17 protein-coding genes are annotated in these 17,643 nt (G+C 48.1%); 10 read left to right on the forward strand and 7 right to left on the reverse strand.

Annotation, left to right across the window (positions count from 1 at the left end):
- Position 1 precedes the first annotated feature (1 nt).
- Complete coding sequence (locus tag T491_RS0108740) at positions 2–1,165, forward strand: DUF6057 family protein (RefSeq protein ID WP_028903556.1); 1,164 nt, start codon at positions 2–4, stop codon at positions 1,163–1,165.
- Positions 1,166–1,169: 4 nt separating this feature from the next.
- On the opposite strand, the gene T491_RS18205 is transcribed toward T491_RS0108740, so the two are convergent.
- Positions 1,170–1,394 carry a hypothetical protein gene (locus T491_RS18205; protein ID WP_028903557.1) on the reverse strand — a complete coding sequence of 75 codons (225 nt, stop codon included), beginning with the start codon at positions 1,392–1,394 and terminating at the stop codon, positions 1,170–1,172.
- Complete coding sequence (locus T491_RS18210) at positions 1,391–1,591, reverse strand: hypothetical protein (protein WP_028903558.1); 201 nt, start codon at positions 1,589–1,591, stop codon at positions 1,391–1,393. The genes T491_RS18205 and T491_RS18210 overlap by 4 nt, the downstream gene beginning before the upstream one ends.
- Before the next feature lie 273 nt (positions 1,592–1,864).
- Between T491_RS18210 and T491_RS0108755 the strand changes: the two genes are divergently transcribed.
- On the forward strand, positions 1,865–3,841 hold the full coding sequence (locus tag T491_RS0108755) for a DUF3857 domain-containing protein (protein WP_051523067.1): 1,977 nt from the start codon (positions 1,865–1,867) through the stop codon (positions 3,839–3,841).
- Positions 3,838–5,676 carry a transglutaminase domain-containing protein gene (locus T491_RS0108760; protein WP_028903560.1) on the forward strand — a complete coding sequence of 613 codons (1,839 nt, stop codon included), beginning with the start codon at positions 3,838–3,840 and terminating at the stop codon, positions 5,674–5,676. The genes T491_RS0108755 and T491_RS0108760 overlap by 4 nt, the downstream gene beginning before the upstream one ends.
- 59 nt (positions 5,677–5,735) lie before the next feature.
- Here T491_RS0108760 and T491_RS0108765 read toward each other — a convergent pair whose 3' ends face one another.
- The 4 genes from T491_RS0108765 to T491_RS0108780 all read right to left on the reverse strand — a co-directional run bounded on the left by T491_RS0108765 (position 5,736) and on the right by T491_RS0108780 (position 11,599).
- Complete coding sequence (locus T491_RS0108765; RefSeq protein WP_028903561.1) at positions 5,736–7,397, reverse strand: AMP-binding protein; 1,662 nt, start codon at positions 7,395–7,397, stop codon at positions 5,736–5,738.
- Positions 7,398–7,403: 6 nt separating this feature from the next.
- Positions 7,404–9,062: an AMP-binding protein gene (locus T491_RS0108770; RefSeq protein ID WP_028903562.1), complete on the reverse strand. Its 1,659-nt coding sequence runs from the start codon at positions 9,060–9,062 to the stop codon at positions 7,404–7,406.
- Between the two features lie 87 nt (positions 9,063–9,149).
- Positions 9,150–10,397 (reverse strand): FtsX-like permease family protein, encoded by a 1,248-nt coding sequence (locus tag T491_RS0108775; protein ID WP_028903563.1) that lies wholly within the window; start codon positions 10,395–10,397, stop codon positions 9,150–9,152.
- Positions 10,394–11,599, reverse strand: a complete 1,206-nt coding sequence (locus tag T491_RS0108780; RefSeq protein WP_028903564.1) for a pyridoxal phosphate-dependent aminotransferase — start codon at positions 11,597–11,599, stop codon at positions 10,394–10,396. Before T491_RS0108780 ends, T491_RS0108775 begins: the two co-directional genes overlap by 4 nt.
- A gap of 126 nt (positions 11,600–11,725) precedes the next feature.
- Between T491_RS0108780 and T491_RS0108785 the strand changes: the two genes are divergently transcribed.
- Genes T491_RS0108785 through T491_RS0108795 form a run of 3 tightly spaced genes read left to right on the forward strand, consistent with a single transcriptional unit; the run spans position 11,726 to position 14,165 of the window.
- The gene (locus tag T491_RS0108785) at positions 11,726–13,015 is read left to right on the forward strand and encodes a hypothetical protein (RefSeq protein ID WP_028903565.1); all 1,290 of its coding nucleotides are present in this window, start codon (positions 11,726–11,728) and stop codon (positions 13,013–13,015) included.
- Positions 13,012–13,488: a DUF4494 domain-containing protein gene (locus T491_RS0108790; protein WP_028903566.1), complete on the forward strand. Its 477-nt coding sequence runs from the start codon at positions 13,012–13,014 to the stop codon at positions 13,486–13,488. The genes T491_RS0108785 and T491_RS0108790 overlap by 4 nt, the downstream gene beginning before the upstream one ends.
- Positions 13,489–13,490: 2 nt before the next feature.
- The gene (locus T491_RS0108795) at positions 13,491–14,165 is read left to right on the forward strand and encodes a YggS family pyridoxal phosphate-dependent enzyme (protein ID WP_028903567.1); all 675 of its coding nucleotides are present in this window, start codon (positions 13,491–13,493) and stop codon (positions 14,163–14,165) included.
- Here T491_RS0108795 and T491_RS0108800 read toward each other — a convergent pair.
- Positions 14,137–14,955, reverse strand: a complete 819-nt coding sequence (locus T491_RS0108800) for an EFR1 family ferrodoxin (protein WP_028903568.1) — start codon at positions 14,953–14,955, stop codon at positions 14,137–14,139. The genes T491_RS0108795 and T491_RS0108800 overlap by 29 nt on opposite strands.
- 142 nt (positions 14,956–15,097) lie before the next feature.
- Between T491_RS0108800 and T491_RS0108805 the strand changes: the two genes are divergently transcribed.
- The 4 genes from T491_RS0108805 to truA all read left to right on the forward strand — a co-directional run bounded on the left by T491_RS0108805 (position 15,098) and on the right by truA (position 17,610).
- Positions 15,098–15,721 (forward strand): DUF4840 domain-containing protein, encoded by a 624-nt coding sequence (locus T491_RS0108805; RefSeq protein WP_028903569.1) that lies wholly within the window; start codon positions 15,098–15,100, stop codon positions 15,719–15,721.
- 6 nt (positions 15,722–15,727) lie between these two features.
- Positions 15,728–16,228 (forward strand): NUDIX domain-containing protein, encoded by a 501-nt coding sequence (locus T491_RS0108810; RefSeq protein ID WP_028903570.1) that lies wholly within the window; start codon positions 15,728–15,730, stop codon positions 16,226–16,228.
- Positions 16,229–16,291: 63 nt separating this feature from the next.
- Positions 16,292–16,882: a hypothetical protein gene (locus tag T491_RS16100; protein WP_051523070.1), complete on the forward strand. Its 591-nt coding sequence runs from the start codon at positions 16,292–16,294 to the stop codon at positions 16,880–16,882.
- Positions 16,876–17,610 carry a tRNA pseudouridine(38-40) synthase TruA gene (truA, locus tag T491_RS0108820; protein ID WP_028903571.1) on the forward strand — a complete coding sequence of 245 codons (735 nt, stop codon included), beginning with the start codon at positions 16,876–16,878 and terminating at the stop codon, positions 17,608–17,610. The genes T491_RS16100 and truA overlap by 7 nt, the downstream gene beginning before the upstream one ends.
- The last annotated feature ends 33 nt before the right edge of the window (positions 17,611–17,643 follow it).

Raw genomic sequence — 17,643 nt, forward strand, 5'->3', positions numbered from 1 at the left:
TATGTATTATAAGAAAAAGAAACAAGAAGGTAGCGCCATGACCATACGCGTTGTGTGCGCTATCGTTTTTATCCTCTTCTCGTGGTGCTGGCTGTTCTTCTTCCAGAGCGACCTGCTGGCTATGGCGCAGCATGTTCTTAGTGGTGGACTTACCCATTACAACCGCTGGGTGGGTACTATCGTTATTACTATTGTGCTATACTTGCTGCAGCACTTGATTCATAAGTTTACACGAATCAACAAGAGTTTCTACGCGCTTACTTTCTTCCCGTCGATGCTGTTATTGGGTATGCTTACCAATATCATGCCTACACCTGATGGCAGCATTAACCACGACTTCTCAGGATGGCTGGCCATTCTGGTGCTGATAGCTTGGGGAGGGGTGGCCTTTTTGGCTAATAAGTTGCAGGAACTCGATGATGAGTCGAATCCCAGCGTGTTCTCGCATACCATGTGGTTGAATATGGTCATCATGGTGTTTCAGATGATGATAACAGCTGGCATTGGCAATACCAATGCGGTTTTCCATTACCGTATGCAGGCAGAGCGCTGTCTGCTTGAAGACGATGTGGATGGCGCGCTTGATGCTGGACTGGAATCCCTGGAGTGTGACTCCAATCTGGTGATGCTCCGTATGCTGGCCTTGGCTCATCGCGATGCGCTGGGTGAGAAGTTCTTTGAGTATAAGGTGGTTGGTGACAGTAAGACGATTCTCCCAACCGATGGGCGTGCTACCTTATTATTATATCCAAAGGAACGCATCTACCAGTTTATTGGTGCTTTTCCTGCTCACCCGATGGAGCCGATGCACTACCTGAAACTGGTGCAGCATCATCTTGCACAGAAGGACTCGTTGCCTCATAAGGTGGTGAACGACTATCTGCTGACAGGCTATCTGATTGACAAGGAGATAGATACCTTTGCCCGTGAGGTGGGAAAATACTATCCGCTGAACGACAGTCTGCCCAAGCATTACCGTGAGGCCTTGGTGCTTTACACTCATCTGCGCGCCCATCCTGTAGCTGTATATCACCATCCTGTGATGGATGAAGACTACGATAACTTCCGTGAGCTGCGTGCCAAGTATCCTAAGAAGATGGAACAGAAGGGTAAGATGCAGGAAGAATACTTCGGAACTTATTGGTATTATTACTGGTACGAATAATAACCTAATCAAAATGATTGAGCCATGAGTTGAGCACCTTGCAATACGCTTCATGGGCATCCACGAAACACATGTGACGGGCATGGCGGAACAAGTGCCACTGGCTGTTAGGGATGTGCTCATAGAGCGAGGCTGCTACCACGGGGGTACAGATGTCGCGTGTGCCGCTACAGATGAGTGTGGGCTGCGTGATCTGACAGAGCCGGTCGGTATATTCAAAATCCTTCAAACTGCCCAATGGCTGATCACCTGTCGACTGGTATCAGCGATGCAGTCGAGTACTTCAAAATAGTTGTGCGTACTTCCCGGTCCGCCGTGAAGCAGCAACAATGGTGTCTTCTCTGATGGCTCGCCCACTATCCTGTAGTAGGTCTGATGCCCCATAAAAGGCATATAGCCCTCGGTAATGCGATGATTCTGTATCATGGTTGCAAAGATACGATTTAAAACGCATAATACAAAATAAAATGCTTATACTTTTTACTTAGCACTTTTTGTTTTTGTAGGTAAAGCGTAGGTAAAGGCAAGGTAAAGGCAAGGTAAGGAGGTTCAGAGTATGTCCTTTGTAACTGTTAATCTTTTTAAATTCTGGCATGATTATTTGGTAGACTAGAAAATAGTACGTATTTTTGCTACAAAATCAATAACTTGTCTTAAAAGGCTATAATCAGACCAATGAATTTACTAACAATATTATCTATGAAAAGAAATGTATTTCTCTTGCTGCTGGCAGTAAGTCAGGTGCTCTGTGCACAAACTGTCGAGCCTAATCTGAAGTGGGGTAAGCCTACGGACGCAGAACTGAAGATGACGGAGTATGCCGTCGACAAGGATGCTGATGCCGTGGTGTTGTTTCACAAAACAGACGTGTTCTACAACTTTGTGAATGGCGATTTCAAAGTGTGTTATGATGTGAGAACGCGTTTGAAGGTGCTGAAGCCTGATGGGAAGCGGGTGGCCGACAAGTCGATCGCTTATTATGAAAACGAGACCAATCGTGTGCGCAAGGAGCAGGTGACAGGCCTGAAAGCGGTGGCCTATAATCTGGAAAACGGTAAGGTGGTGAAAACCAAGATGGAACAGGCAATGGTGCACCACGAGCGCCTGGACAAGAATCAGAAAGTGCTGAAATTCAGCGTGCCCCAGGTAAAGGTGGGTACGGTGATAGAATACGAATACCGATTGGAGAGCGATATCTATTATGATATCTATACTTGGTATGCTCAGGGCGAACTGCCAGTGCTCTATACCTACTATGATCTCTCTATCCCCGAATGGTTCAGGTTTAATATCGAGGAGACGGGTGCCTGTCCGGTGGAAAAGAAGATGGACGGCGGTTCCATGCAGCTGCATTTTAATGGTGGCAATGAGACACTGAGCACCCAGAACTACCGCTTTACCGCTCGCAACCTGCCTGCACTTAAAGCCGATGGCTATGTGTGGTGTGTAGAGAATTATGGCAATAAGGTGACGGCTGAGTTGGGTGGTATCTATATCCCCGGCGCCGTGCACAAAAACTATACCACCACCTGGGCAGAGATTGACAAACAGCTGATGGAAGATGGTGATTTTGGTGGACGCCTGAAGAATAGCAGTCCGCTGAAGGCGGATATCGTGAGTGCCGGCATCCCGGGGATCGCTGACAAGAGCGAACGCTTTGCTGCCGTGTGGAAACTGCTGAAGAGCAAGGTGCGCTGGAATGGCAACTACGCTTTCTGGGGCAAATCGGCTTCTAAGATTCTGAAGGAAGGAACGGGCACCAATGCCGACATCAACTTCCTGCTCATCAATATGCTTCATGATGCTAATATCGAGGCAGTGCCAGTGGTGCTGCGAACCCGTAACAATGGCTTCCTGCCGCTGACACACGCCAGTATGAAATTTCTCACAACCTTTGTGGTGGGTATGCATCTGGCTAACGATAAGTGGACGTTTTTTGATGCCTCGTCGGAGGATGGCTATCTGAACGTGCTGCCAGCCAAGTTGTTAGTGGAGCGTGCCCGAATCATTAAAAAGGATGGTCAGGGCGACTGGGTTGACCTGATGGCTGTGGCACATGGCGGAGAGGCTACCTCTATTGAGGTTAGCCTGAATGCAAACGGTTTGCTGGAAGGCACCCGAACGCGTGTGTTGACTGAGGAGGCAGCTGCTATGCTACGTAAAAACTGGCGTGAGGCAAAAGATAGTGTGGAACAGATTCATAAACTACAAGAGAAGGGTGGCATGGAAATGAAAAGCTACCAGCTGGATGGACAACACGATTTCTCATCGCAGCTGACGGAGACTATGGGCTTTACCAAGCAATGTGATACCGCTGGTGAGCTCATCTTCCTCAATCCGCTAGTCTTCGCGCCAATGTCCGAGGCGCCCTTCACAGCTGCTGAACGCCATCTGCCCATCGAGTTCCCCTATAAGCAGGCTGAGGCGATTAATGTTGTTATCAAACTGCCCGAGGGGTATATGGTTGAGGATATGCCACGTCCGGTGGTTTTGAAATACGATGGTATGACAGCACGTATTGGTACCAGTATCGATGGACAAGTGTTGACAACGCAATTCCTGTTTAAGATTGGTAAGACCTTCTATCCGGTTAGTAGCTATCAGGATGTCAAGGCCTTCCTCGACAAGCTGACGGAGTGCTGCAAGAATATGGTTACTATTAAGAAAGTGGGATGAGAAAGTTGGGCGTTTTGTGTGTTGCCTTGGTGTCGGCGTCGTCCCTTTGGGCTCAGAAAGCTGTAGTGGAGGAGTGGACCACCCAGGTGGAGTGCCATACACCCGTGCATGCCACACAGCATTTTAAAACGGTGACCACTATCCAAAATGAGCATGGTGCGTCGTTGGCGCTCTTTGTGTGTTCGTGTAGCAAGAACGACAAGTTGACCAGCTTTAAGGGGCAGGTGACTGACGCTTCGGGGCGAGTTATCCGTAAGATTAAGGAGAGCGAACTGAACAAAACAGAGTATTCGCCTTATCTGGCCATCGACGATTATAAGCTGTATTTCGACTATACGCCGCCTGTTTATCCTGTCACAATCACCTACGAATGGACCATCGACAGTCGCAACAACTTGATTGAATTCCCTGGTTTCTGGCCCCAGACCGACTATGATGTGAGCGTGAAAAAGGCTTCCTACAAGCTGCAGGCACCGAAGGGAATGCAGGTGCGCTATGCCCTGCAGAATATGGATGCCAAGGTGGAACAGACCGATGGGACTAACGATACCGAGATATTCTCGGTACAGGTAGAGAATCTGCCTGCGCTGAAACAGGAGCCTTATAGCCGGCCATTGCGAGAGCGACTGCCCGTGGCACGCTTTGCTCCTACCGTTTTCGAATACTACGACTCTTATGGCAGTCTGGCCAGCTGGACTGACTATGGCAAGTGGGAATACAGTTTGATTCAGGGGCGTGATGTGCTCTCGGATGCAGAGCGACAGGTGTTGCATGAACTGACAGACGGACTGAAGACTGATCGCGAGAAGGTTGAGGCCATCTATCAACGGTTGGAAAAGACCACCCGCTATGTGGCGGTACTTCTGGGTATTGGTGGTCAACAGCCTGCTCCGGCAGCCCATGTGAGCAAGAATGGATTTGGCGACTGTAAAGGCTTGTCGAACTATATGCGTGCCATGCTCAAGGAGGTGGGCATACCTGCTTACTATACCACCATCAGTACCGACAACCCTAGGCTGCTGAGGGATTTTGCCAGTGTAGGGCAGATGAACCATGTTATCCTGCAGGTGCCTCTGCAGAACGATACACTCTGGCTGGAGTGTACCAATCCACAGTTGCCTATGGGCTATGTGCACGAGGATATTGCAGGGCATGATGCGATAGAGATTAGTGAGCAGGGTGGGCGACTGGTGCGCCTGCCTGTCTATGCTGATAGCACGAACCTGATGCAAAATGACATTAGCATTCAACTCTCGGCTCTGGGTGATGCCGACATCGCCATTGAGCAGCATACAGCCAATCGTCAGTATGAAAGCCTTATTCCGCTCTTGAAAATGGATGAGAAAGACCGTAGGAAGGTGTTACTGCAGATGGTTCGTACACCACAGGCAGAGATCAGGCAATTGCACGTGAGTGAGGATGGTGCCAACATCAGGCTTGCTGCCGATATACATAGCCAGAAGTATGCCACTCAGGCTGGGAAGCGTCTTATGGTGCCCATCTGTCCTGTTCATCGTGGTTATACTGTGCCCAGCGCTACAACGGCACGTGTAGGTGATATCTTCCGTGAGATGGGGTATCTGGATGTGGATGATATAGAGCTAACCATACCGGATGGGTATGAACTCGAGGTGCGTCCCAAGGATATGCAGATAGATAATGCTTTTGCCACCTTCGCATTTACGTTGCAAATAGAGGGGCGTCATATCCATGTCCGCAACCGTTTGCTGATGAAATCGGGGACATTCGACAAGGCGCTCTATCCTGAGCTGGTGAAGGTGATGCGCGCTATCGCTGACATCTATAGTCAAAAAGTGGTGCTAAAGAAAATATAATAAAGAAAATATAACGCAAAAAAATTAATCTCCGCTCATTGATGGGCGGAGATTTTGATTTATTTGTAGAGGTAGCGCTTGATACTCTTCTTGGGGGTTTTCTCAAACTCTTCCTCGTGGATTTCTATTTCAGAGATCTTCTCGTAGGCGGGAATCAACTCGTTCAGACCGTTGCGGTTCTGCTCCATGATGTTCTTCAAGTCATCCTCTGAGAATCCCATATTCTTGGCTTCATCCATATCGGGGTGAACCAGCGCTACCAGTTTGTTGTCGCGCTGAACCACGATACTTTCTACCACCATAGTCATTGAGTTCAGCTTGTCCTCGATTTCCTCAGGATAGATATTCTGTCCGTTAGGACCAAGGAGCATATTCTTGGAACGACCATTGATGAATACGTTGCCATCGTCGTCCATGGTGCCTAAGTCGCCTGTGTGATACCAACCGTCGCGGTCAATAGTCTCGGCGGTAGCCTCCGGATTCTTGTAGTAACCCAACATCACGTTTGGACCCTTGGTCAGAATCTCGCCAGGGATACGTCTGGGGTCGGGCGACACAATCTTTACCTCCTGATGCAGGGCAGCACGACCGCACGAGCCGGCGGCGAAGGTGTGCCAGTCGCGGTAGCAGATGATAGGTGCACACTCTGTGGCGCCATAGCCCACTGTGTAGGGGAAATCGATGCGCTTCAGGAAATGCTCTACCTCCTGGTTCAGGGCTGCACCACCAATGATGACCTCGTACATGTTGCCACCAAATGCTTTCAGTACCTCCTGACAGATCATCTCGCGTACCTTCTTTGAGATGACTGGCATCTGGAGAAGCAGGCGCATGCGGTTGTTCTGTATCTTGGGGAATACTTTCTTGCGGATAATCTTCTCAATAATAAGTGGTACAGCGATGACGATGCGTGGACGAATCTCTGCCAGCGCCTGTGCGATGATGGCGGGAGAGGGAACACGGTTCAGATAGTACACGTGGCAACCGTGGAGGAACTCGAAGATGAATTCGAAGGCCATGCCATACATGTGGGCCATTGGCAGCATCGAAATCACCTTGTCGCCAGCCTTGATGGTAGAGCCCAGTACATTTATGGCAAAGTCGTAGTTCGACCACAAGGCGCGATAGGGAATCATGACGCCCTTTGAGAAGCCTGTTGTGCCGCTGGTGTAATTGATGACAGCCAACTCTTCAGGACTCTGCTCAATGTAGTAGCTAACGTGCTCCTTGCGGAAATATTTGGGGAATTTCTTGCCATAGAGTTCGTTCAGATGCTCGCGTGCATAGGTTAATTTATCTGTACGCGAAATCATGAGTGAGTAATCGGGGTTGTTGATAATACCCTCGAGTGTTGGCATGGCCTGGGGATCGATAATAGTAGCCACATGGTCGCCTACAAAGAGCAGGCGTGCTTCCGAGTGATTCACAATGTTGTGTACCTGTTCGGCATTAAACTCGTGCAGAATAGGTACGGCAATAGCGCCGTAGGTCAGGGCGGCCAAGAATGCCACTGCCCATTGTGATGAGTTGCGTCCGCAAAGGGCTATCTTATCGCCTTTCTTGATTCCGCTGTTTTCGAAAAGAATATGCAACTTTTCGATTTTTCTGGCTACGTCATGAAACTGCAGCGTCTGTCCCTTGTAATCTGTCAGGGCATCGCGATCCCAATTGTCGATGATGCTCTTTTGTATAAGAGCGTTAAAACTTGGTATATGTTCCATAAGCAATTACTTATTCTTATATAGGTAGCGTTTGATGCTTTTCTTTGGTGTCTTGGCAAACTCGTCTTCATGCAACTCAATAGCCGAGATACGGCTATAGACGGGCAGCATGTTGTTCAGCTCCTGACGGTTCTGCTCCATGATGTGCTCTAATTCCTCCTGGCTGAAGCTTACTACTTCATCCTTGTCGGGGTGAACCAAAGCCACCAACTTTTCACCACGCTGTATCACGATGCACTCTGATACCATTGCCATCGTATTCAGCTTGTCTTCTATCTCTTCTGGATATACGTTCTGTCCGTTGGCGCCCAACAGCATGTTCTTAGAGCGTCCACGAATAAAGATATGGCCGCTTGGCAGCATGGTGCCTAAGTCGCCTGTATGATACCAGCCCTCCTCGTCGATGGCCTCGCGTGTAGCCTCTTCGTTCAGGTAGTATCCTAACATCAGGTTGGTACCCTTGGTCACAATCTCACCGGCAATCTTTTCGGGATCTGAACTTAATATCTTAACCTCCATACGGTCAACAGGCTGTCCACATGAGCCAGCTATAAAGTCATGATAGTCTGAGAACGAGATGAGTGGCGCACACTCTGTAGTACCATAGCCCACGGTAATGGGGAAGCCAATGGAGAGCAGAAACTCTTCAACCTCTTTTGAAAGGGCGGCACCGCCAACAATCACCTCGTACAGGTTTCCGCCAAAGGCGTTATACACCTCTTTGCAGATACGGCTCTTTACCTTCTTGCTGACTACTGGCATGTTAAGCAGCAATCGCATACGGTTGTTCTGTATCTTGGGGAACACCTTCTTGCGGATAATCTTCTCGATAATCAGGGGTACGGTAATGATGCAAGCTGGCTTAACGGTAGCAAATGCCTCAGCGATAATGGCTGGACTCGGCAGGCGAGTAAGGAAGAACAGATGGCAGCCATTACAGAATCCGAACAGGAATTCTACGGCCATGCCATACATATGTGCCATAGGCAGGATGCTCAACATGTTGTCGCCGGCTTTTACGTTGCGGCCAAGCACTCTCAAACAGAATTCTACGTTACCCCAAATGGCGCGATAGGGAAGCATCACGCCCTTGGAAAATCCTGTTGTACCACTGGTGTAGTTGATCATTGACAACTCCTCGGCAGTATCCACATGATAATTCACATGCTCGGCTCTGAAGGCTTTGGGATACTTGCTACCAAACATCATGTTAAGATGTTCGCGTGCGTATGTGATCTTCTCAGATCGCGATACGAACAAAGAGAAGTCGGGCAGGTTGAAAATCGCTTCCAATCCTGGCATTGCCGATGCGTCAATGGTTTTTACCGCAAAATCGCCAATAAACAACAGCCTGGCTCCCGAGTGATTCACAATGTTCTGAATCTGCTCGCCATTAAACTCGTGAAGAATAGGCACAGCCACGGCACCATAAGTTAATGTGGCCAGGAAGGCTACCGCCCAATGAGCCGAGTTTCGGCCACAAATGGCAATCTTGTCACCTTTTACCACACCGCTGTTTTCGAATAATATATGGATCTTCTCGATTTTGCGTGCAACGTCATGATACTGGAGCGTAATGCCCTGATAATCAGTAAGGGCATCATGGTCCCAGTTGTTGACAATGGCTTTTTGTATTAATGCATTAAAACTGCTAAATTGTTCCATTAAAACTGCACAAATTTTGAAATTTTGTGCAAAGGTAATTCATTTTTTGCACACTACCAAATGTTTTTGTGCAATTTTTCAAAAAAATTATTCGTATCTCATCGATTTCGCGGGATGAATATGCGAAATCAGGTAGCTGGGGGCTATCAGGACGAATACACAGATAAGTAAAGTGGCGATATTGATGGCTACCACAAGTGGAAGATTGAGTTCCATGGGAGCCTCGCTCACGTAATATGTCTGCGGGTCAAGCGTAATCAGGTGGGTGTACTTTTGAAGCAGTACGATGCCGATGCCTACGATGTTGCCCCAAAACAGACCTTGACTGATGATAAATACCGCAAACCAGAGGAATGTGTGTCGTACGGTGTTGTTACGTGCGCCCAAAGCTTTTAATATACCTATCATCTGCGTACGTTCCAGAATGATGATGAGCAAGCCGCTGATCATGGTGAATCCTGCCACACAGACCATCAGGGCAAGAATGATCCACACGTTGATGTCGAGCAGCTCGAGCCATGAGAATACCTGTGGGTATAGTTCGTAGATGGTCTCAGAGGTGAGTGAGTTTCCTTGTTCGTCGCTGGTGCGGTTCACGTGGTCTATGAACTGGTCGGCAGTCTCGTTTAGTCGTTCGAAGTCGGAGGTGATAACCTCGATACCTGTTGCCTGATCCTTGCTCCAGCCGTTCAGTTTGTTAGCTGTATAAAGGTCGGTAAAACAGAGTGTCTCGTCAAAGCGCGTCATATTGGTCTGGTAGATGCCGCTGATGGTAAAACGCCGCGTACGTACATCTTCGCCATCGATGAAATAACCGAAAATCTTATCGCCTGCTTTTAAGCGCATCTTGTCGGCTATCATCTTGGAAATCAGTAGTTTGTATTTGCTAGTTGAATCACTGAATAAAGGGATGGAGCCCTCGGTCAGATGTTGGCTGAGGAAGGTGGTGTCGTATTCAGCAGCAATACCTTTGAAGGCTACGCCCAGAAAATCTTCGTCGGTTTTCAAGATGCCTTGTGTCATACTGAAGCGCTCGGCATGAGCCACACCATCCAAGTTGGCAATAGCTTTCATCAGACTGTCGTTGGCACAGATAGGATGAGGATCGCTACCATTGTAGTTCATGATGTTGTGTACCTGGATATGACTGCCAAATCCAACAACCTTGTCGCGGATGGTGTGCTTGAATCCAAGTACCACGCTTACCGTTACTATCATCACAGCCAGTCCGATAGCCACGCCGATAGTAGCTATACGAATAGCCGGGCGACTCACTTTACGTTTGTCGCCCTGATCGCTATAAATACGTTTGGCTATGTATAACGGTAGATTCATTCTTCGTCTACTCGTCCGGGATACTGTTCAAGAGCCTTGCGGAGCACTACCAGCGCACGCTCCAGGTCTTCCTTCTTTAGTACGTAGGCTATTCGAACCTGATTGATACCAGCACCTGGTGTGGTATAGAATCCGGCAGCAGGAGCCATCATGACCGTCTCACCCTCGTACTCAAATTCCGACAGGCACCAACGGCAGAATTTCTCCGCATCGTCAACAGGTAGCTTTGCTACAGTATAGAAGGCGCCCATAGGAATGGGGGAGTAAACGCCTGGAATACGGTTCAGACCATCAATCAGACATTTACGGCGCTCTACGTACTCATCGTACACATCGCGATAGTAGTCTTCTGGCGCGTCGAGCGAAGCTTCGGCCACAATCTGTCCGATCAATGGGGGAGACAGACGGGCCTGACAGAACTTCATGACAGCCTTGCGCACCTCGGGGTTCTTGGTGATCAGGGCACCAATACGGATACCGCACTCGGAATAGCGCTTCGATACCGAGTCGATGAGAATCACATTCTGCTCGATACCCTCCAGATGACAGGCGGAGATATAGGGTGAGCCTGTGTAGATATACTCACGATACACCTCGTCGGAGAAGAGGTACAGGTCGTACTTCTTCACCAGATCGCGAATCTGATTCATTTCGCGGCGTGTGTACAGGTAACCCGTTGGGTTGTTGGGGTTACATATCATAATAGCGCGTGTACGCTCATTGATCAGTTCCTCGAACTTCTCCACCTTTGGCAGCGAGAAACCCTCCTCGATGGTGGTGGCGATGGTTCGGATTTTGGCACCCGCTGAAATAGCGAAGGCCATATAGTTAGCGTAAGCAGGCTCTGGTACGATAATCTCGTCGCCAGGGTTCAGACAGCTCAGGAATGCGAAGAGCACCGCCTCGCTACCGCCGCTGGTGATGATGATGTCGTCGGCTGTTACGTTAATGTTGTACTTGGCATAATAGTCTACCAGTTTTTCGCGATAGCTCTGATAACCCTGCGAGGGTGAATACTCCAGGATTTCACGATCTATCTGCTTCAAGGCGTCAAGACCCACTTGTGGGGTGGGTAGGTCTGGCTGACCGATGTTCAGGTGGTACACCTTGGTACCTCTTTTCTTTGCGGCTGCTGCGAGCGGTGCGAGCTTTCTGATAGGCGACTCGGGCATCTCCAGTCCGCGAACTGATATCTCAGGCATCTTTCAAATTAACAATTTTACAATTTACCATTTTACTATTTTGCGCTGCAAAGGTACTAAAATATTTTTAAAACGTGCTTTTTTTCGATTTATTTGTTTACTTTTGCACCAAAAATTGAGCTAACGATGAATTTCGAGGAATTATTAGAAACGCGTGACTTCAGAAAAACCACGAAAGTGCGTCTTCCTTATGGCTACTTCTACAAGCGGCTCATTGATGGAAAATATTCCAATTTCGTAGAGTTCCACGATGAGGTGGCCGATCATGTGGCATTCAGTAATTGTGTACGTACTGAGGCAGCTCAGATGGAGAAGGTTCATAACAAGAACCAGTTGCACTTTGTGCCTAATGAGGGTGACGATGGCGTTTATGCCATTGCTGTCGAGGTGGGTAATTTTGTCACCTTCGAACAGTTGCTCAATGAGAATCCCGCTGTGGTAGCGCGTGAGGATTTTGCCTTAAACACGTTGCACGACTTGGTCGAACTGACTGAGCTACTCAATAAGCGCGAAGTGTACCATGTATGTTTCGCTCCTTGTAATGTGTTGGCACGCAAGAATGATTCTACTGTGCGTCTGTTGTGTCATGGTTCGTTCTATGCTCAGCTTGATCAAGAGGTATTATACGATGGCCTGGAGGAGTATGTCGCTCCCGAGGTTCTGGCGGGTGGTACGATTGATGCTCGTGCCGATGTGTATTCGATGGCTATGTTTGTGAAATGGCTCTATCATTCGGCAGGTCTGCCTTTTGAGTGGCGTAGAGTGATAGCAAAGGCAACAGCTGAAAAACCTGAACGCCGATACCCGACGGTACGCGATTTCCACAACGCGCTCATCAGCAATCGGAATATGCGTCGTACGGGACTGGTGGGATTGGCAGCCATAGCTATCGCGTTGGCTATCGTGGGTGGCTATTTCTATATGCTGCCGCAGCCTGAGGACGTAGAGTATGTAAAAGCCGTTGAAGAACCTATACCAGAAGATCTGCTTGACGAGAACAACGAACTGTATGGCCTGGGCGCTGATGCCGATTCGGCTACCATAGCTGCTGTTGTGGCCCGTCAGCAACATATGAAGGACTCTCTCTCTATCGATGAGAAAGAGATGAAAGCATATCGGGCCAAAGCCGAGCAGATATTCCGTAAGCAGTTCACGAAGGAAGCCGACCGTATCCTCTCGAAGGTATATAATAATGAGAAGATGAATCTTTCGGAGAAGGACTTTATGGCGCGAAGCCGGCAGATGACTACAGAGTTAGCTAAGGCCGAGGAGGAGTTGGCCAAGCGTGCCAATATAGGTAACGAGCGCTCGCAGCATATAGCCAGTGAGATTATTGACCAGTTGACCACCAAAAAGATGGAGGCACTGGACAAAGATTATATGGGAATAAAAAAGAATAAAACAGAAAAGAAATGAGAAGTAGAACAGCAATGTGGTTTGAATGCAAGATCCGCTATGAAAAGGTCACAGAGGATGGCTTGCAGAAAAAAGTAAATGAGAATTATGTTGTCGATGCCCTTAGCTTCAGCGAGGCAGAAACACGTATTACAGAAGAAATGTCAGCATATATCAGCGGCGAATTTGAAGTGGCCGATATCAAGAAAGCTGCTTATAAGGAAATATTCTTTACCGATGATAACATCGCCGATAAATGGTATAAGGCTAAGCTACAGTTTATTACCATTGACGAGAAGACCGAGAAGGAGAAGCGCTCAACCGTTAACTATCTGGTGCAGGCTGGCTCTATGAATGGTGCGATGAAGAATATCGACGAGGTAATGGGCGGTACGATGATCGATTATGTGATTGCTTCGGTGGCCGAGACTACCCTGATGGATGTCTACGAGTACGGTAAGAAGAACGACAAACCCGAATACGAGCAGCAGTAAAGATGGATTACGACGTTAAATCGCATCTGCATGAGGTGATAGACCATTTGCCACAGGGCGTCCGCCTTGTGGCAATCTCTAAGTATCACCCCAATGAGTATATCGAGGCGGCGTACGAGGAGGGACAGCGTGTATTCGGTGAGAGTCATGAACAGGAGTTGCGACTGAAACACCAGTCGTTGCCACAGGATATCGAGTGGCACTTTATCGGTCACTTGCAGACAAATAAGGTGAAATATATAGCTCCCTACGTGTCGATGATCGAAGCGGTCGATTCGCTTAAGTTGCTCCGCGAGATCAACAAGCAGGCCGAGAAATGCGGTCGAAAGATAAAAGTGCTGTTAGAGCTACATATAGCTGAGGAGGCCACTAAGTATGGACTAACGTTGAATGCATGTCGTGAACTGTTGGCTGACGGCGAATGGCGCCAGATGCAGCATGTGCAGATTTGTGGTCTGATGATGATGGCCTCGTTTGTAGATGATGCTGATCAGATTCGTAGAGAAATGCTGACAGCCCGTAGTTTCTTCGATGAGGTGAAGGCTGAGTTCTTTGCTGATGATGACGCTTTCTGCGAACGTTCATGGGGTATGAGCGATGATTATCCCATCGCTCTCGAAACCGGTTCGACCATGATCCGTGTGGGTACTAAGATTTTTGGTCCCCGCGTTTATTGAAATAGTATTGCCCGCGCTTGCGTGTAATCTTGCCAAAGTTGATAGCATGAGTAGGGCAGTAATGATAACAAGCTAAACATGATGTACACCGTCCGTTGTGAATCCACTCGGGCGGTGTTCCTTGTATATTATCGACTGGGCAGACTTTTGTGCATTTACTGCATTTGATACACGCTTCTTCGTCTACCGTAAACTTCTTGTCGTTTACCATTTTGGTGTTGAAGTAATGCCCTATTACGTATGAGTAGAGTCGTGGGGTAGCACCTTTCTCAAGCTCAATTACCCCTTCCTTGTGTGCGCGAAGGCTGTCAATGATGTGGGGTAACTGCTGGCGGGCGGTAGCAATCTTGGCACGCTCCTTCTCTTCAGTATCGGTGTACATGAACGGTAGACATACATACGATTCGGGCATGATGACCGAGAACTGTGTCAGGGCCTGCAAGGGGCCCCCGTGATGATGAAGATGGTGGTTGGCTGCCAAGTCTTTGTTCAGGATGGTCATCGCCTCACCCATATTGTCGCCACAAGTGGTCAAGGCCCAACAGAACGGGGTGCTTTGATTTTTGTATGCCAGGAGGCGCAACCTGCTGATGAACTCGCGTACGATTCTCGGCGGTTGCCAGCCATGTGTTGGAAAGCAAAAGCCAATGGACTCGCCTTCGCTTAGTTCGTACTCATACTTTCCTTGCTTGATGCTTTCGGGTATAAACAACAATTCCTCGCCAATAGCTTCGGCTATCAGCTCTGCCACCCATCGGGTATTCCCGGTTCCTGAAAAATAGAAAATCATGCTGCAAAATTACAACTTTCCGATGAATTTCAATCAGATTAACCTAAATTAACGGTTTCTGATACAAGATTTTGCTTTGTGGCACATTTATTGGAGTGTAACACAATTACAATAACATAATTTATAAAAACGAAAAAAGAAAATGAAAACAATGAAGTTTTTCTCTGTGGTAGGCTGCATGGCAGCTATGTTCTTAACATCATGTCTCAACGACGATGGCGATGATAGCAATACACCGCTCACCAAAGAGCAGGTGGCTACATGCTATAACCTCGTGAAGGGTGACCATCAAGGTGATTTGATTTATGCAGCAAAGAATCCACACGACGTAAAGGATAACGCCGACACAGTAAAGATCTCGTGGTCTATCACCAACGATAGCACCCTGATTATCCGTAAGTTCCCCACCAAGTTGCTGGCTGCTAATCTCGATAAGGCTGCTGCCACCGATGAATTGGTAGAGGCATTGTCAGAAGCTCCAGATCAGGATATTGAGTGCCGCATCGGTTTCTATGCCACTTCACCAGTTAGCTTCCTGATCAACCCAGTATCTCCAGCCTATAATATTAAGGTGAATGATGTTGACCATAAGATTAACGTGGTATTCTATGCTAATTCTTATGTATCGCGTGGTGAGTATTATGCCAGCGATAAAGAGCTGGCTATGCAGATTGTCGAGGCTGTTATCTATCGTGATGAAAAGCAGACTTCCTATCTGAACGAGGCTGTACCCTTCATCTTTGTCGAAAATCTCAAGTCGAAGTAAATAGCGGTGAAGGATAACAGTTCAGAAATATTCCCCGTAGTGGCCGAGGACGGAAGTGTCCTCGGCTCTGCTACGCGTGGCGAGTGTCATAACGGCTCTCGCCTTTTGCATCCTGTAGTCCATCTCCATGTGTTCAATAGCAAGGGTGAAGTCTTCTTGCAGCGCCGCCCTGAGTGGAAAGATATCCAGCCAGGTAAGTGGGACACCAGTGTGGGGGGGCATATCGACTTTGGCGAGACGCCCGAACAGGCGCTGGTCCGCGAGGTGCGCGAGGAATTGGGTATGACCGATTTTGTGCCCGAACGGATGGGTATGTATGTGTTTGAGAGCAGTCGTGAGCGCGAATTGGTGTATGTACATCGTATCGTTTATGACGGTCCAATCAGTCCTTCTGCTACCGAACTTGATGGTGGACGATTCTGGTCGCTCGACGAGATTCGTGTGGCTATCGGTCGTGGCTTCCTGACCCCAAATTTCGAAAGCGAATTCAAACGCTTCTTCTTGTAAATTATATTAATTCGTGTAAATTCGTATGTTTCGTGCTGCTTTTTTTGTAACTTTGCAGCCGAAATGAAGAAATGGTTTATCATAGTCATGGTTTGTTTTGCTACTTGTGTGAAAGCGCAGGAGGCAGAGCAGACTGTACTATTGCCTGATTCCACATTTTCGTTACCACCACTTACTTATCGTGGCACGATAGCTACGTATCCTTTCTTAGGCTCGATGTATACGGGTTTAGGTAATTGGGATCTGCATCCTGGACTGAATGCGTCGCTTTCTGCTTCCGCAATCTTTGGAGTAGGTAAGCACTCAAGTAGCGGCTTTGCTAATAGTGCGGCGGTGATGTATGCCGGACAGCTGACATCTAAACTGTCGTTCTCGATAGGAGGCTATTCTTCATTCTTGGATTATGGCAACCATCAGATGAGGGATGCTGGTTTGACGGCCATGCTGAATTATCGCTTTGACGAGCATTGGGAAGCTGGTGTTTTTGGTCAGAAATCGATGATGCAACCACGTATGCCATTACAGAACATGTGGTGGTTGGGTAACGACTTCGGCGATAAGATTGGTGCTATGGTGAAATATAACGTGAATCCAAACTTCAGCTTCCAGTTGAGTGTGTGGAATCAGAGAAACGGTTGGGATAACAGATGGTAAAGAGATATTTTATTTGGTTGAGTTACGATGGTACTCACTATCACGGATGGCAGGTGCAACCTAATGGTATATCTGTTCAGGGCGAGTTGCAGCGAGTGCTCTCAACTTTACTCCGTCAGGATATTAGTATCACAGGTGCCGGTCGTACAGATGCTGGTGTGCACGCCCGAGTGATGGCTGCACACTTTGATTTTGATGGCGATATAGATTGCAAGCAGTTGGCTTATAAAATGAATCGCATGTTAGGTGTCGATATTGTGGTTGATAGGATAGAGGAGGTGGCATCCGATTTGCATGCCCGCTTTTCGGCCACAGAGCGTACCTATCATTATTATATACATACGAAGAAGAATCCGTTCCTGCGGCATTTCTCGTGTGAGATTCACTATCCGCTCGATTTCGAGAAGATGAACGAGGCTGGCAGAATACTGACTACGTACGAGGACTTCGGGGCATTCTGCAAGGCGCATTCGGATGTGAAGACAACGCTCTGCCACGTGACACGTGCTGAGTGGATTCAGACGGGTGATACTACCTGGTACTTTGTGATTACGGCCAATCGCTTTTTGCGGAATATGGTACGTGCTGTGGTAGGGACGCTGGTAGATGTAGGGCGTGGCCGACTTTCGTTGGATGAGTTCCGTGCTGTGATTGAAGGCAAGCGCCGTAGTGATGCGGGCGACTCGATGCCAGGCAATGCGCTGTTTTTAGAGGATGTGAAATATTGATTTCGAATAGAGAGTGGTAGTTTTTTAGGATAA

It is taken from the genome of Prevotella sp. P6B4, from assembly GCF_000619985.1.
In the GTDB taxonomy this organism is placed as follows: Bacteria; Bacteroidota; Bacteroidia; order Bacteroidales; family Bacteroidaceae; genus Prevotella.

Bases quoted from the DNA above. Each gene is read 5' to 3' on its own strand.
- T491_RS0108740 (WP_028903556.1), top strand. From the start codon at position 2: ATGTATTATAAGAAAAAGAAACAAGAAGGTAGCGCCATGACCATACGC.
- T491_RS18210 (WP_028903558.1), bottom strand. From the start codon at position 1,591: ATGATACAGAATCATCGCATTACCGAGGGCTATATGCCTTTTATGGGG.
- T491_RS0108755 (WP_051523067.1), top strand. From the start codon at position 1,865: ATGAAAAGAAATGTATTTCTCTTGCTGCTGGCAGTAAGTCAGGTGCTC.
- T491_RS0108760 (WP_028903560.1), top strand. From the start codon at position 3,838: ATGAGAAAGTTGGGCGTTTTGTGTGTTGCCTTGGTGTCGGCGTCGTCC.
- T491_RS0108765 (WP_028903561.1), bottom strand. From the start codon at position 7,397: ATGGAACATATACCAAGTTTTAACGCTCTTATACAAAAGAGCATCATC.
- T491_RS0108770 (WP_028903562.1), bottom strand. From the start codon at position 9,062: ATGGAACAATTTAGCAGTTTTAATGCATTAATACAAAAAGCCATTGTC.
- T491_RS0108775 (WP_028903563.1), bottom strand. From the start codon at position 10,397: ATGAATCTACCGTTATACATAGCCAAACGTATTTATAGCGATCAGGGC.
- T491_RS0108780 (WP_028903564.1), bottom strand. From the start codon at position 11,599: ATGCCTGAGATATCAGTTCGCGGACTGGAGATGCCCGAGTCGCCTATC.
- T491_RS0108785 (WP_028903565.1), top strand. From the start codon at position 11,726: ATGAATTTCGAGGAATTATTAGAAACGCGTGACTTCAGAAAAACCACG.
- T491_RS0108790 (WP_028903566.1), top strand. From the start codon at position 13,012: ATGAGAAGTAGAACAGCAATGTGGTTTGAATGCAAGATCCGCTATGAA.
- T491_RS0108795 (WP_028903567.1), top strand. From the start codon at position 13,491: ATGGATTACGACGTTAAATCGCATCTGCATGAGGTGATAGACCATTTG.
- T491_RS0108800 (WP_028903568.1), bottom strand. From the start codon at position 14,955: ATGATTTTCTATTTTTCAGGAACCGGGAATACCCGATGGGTGGCAGAG.
- T491_RS0108805 (WP_028903569.1), top strand. From the start codon at position 15,098: ATGAAAACAATGAAGTTTTTCTCTGTGGTAGGCTGCATGGCAGCTATG.
- T491_RS16100 (WP_051523070.1), top strand. From the start codon at position 16,292: ATGAAGAAATGGTTTATCATAGTCATGGTTTGTTTTGCTACTTGTGTG.
- truA (WP_028903571.1), top strand. From the start codon at position 16,876: ATGGTAAAGAGATATTTTATTTGGTTGAGTTACGATGGTACTCACTAT.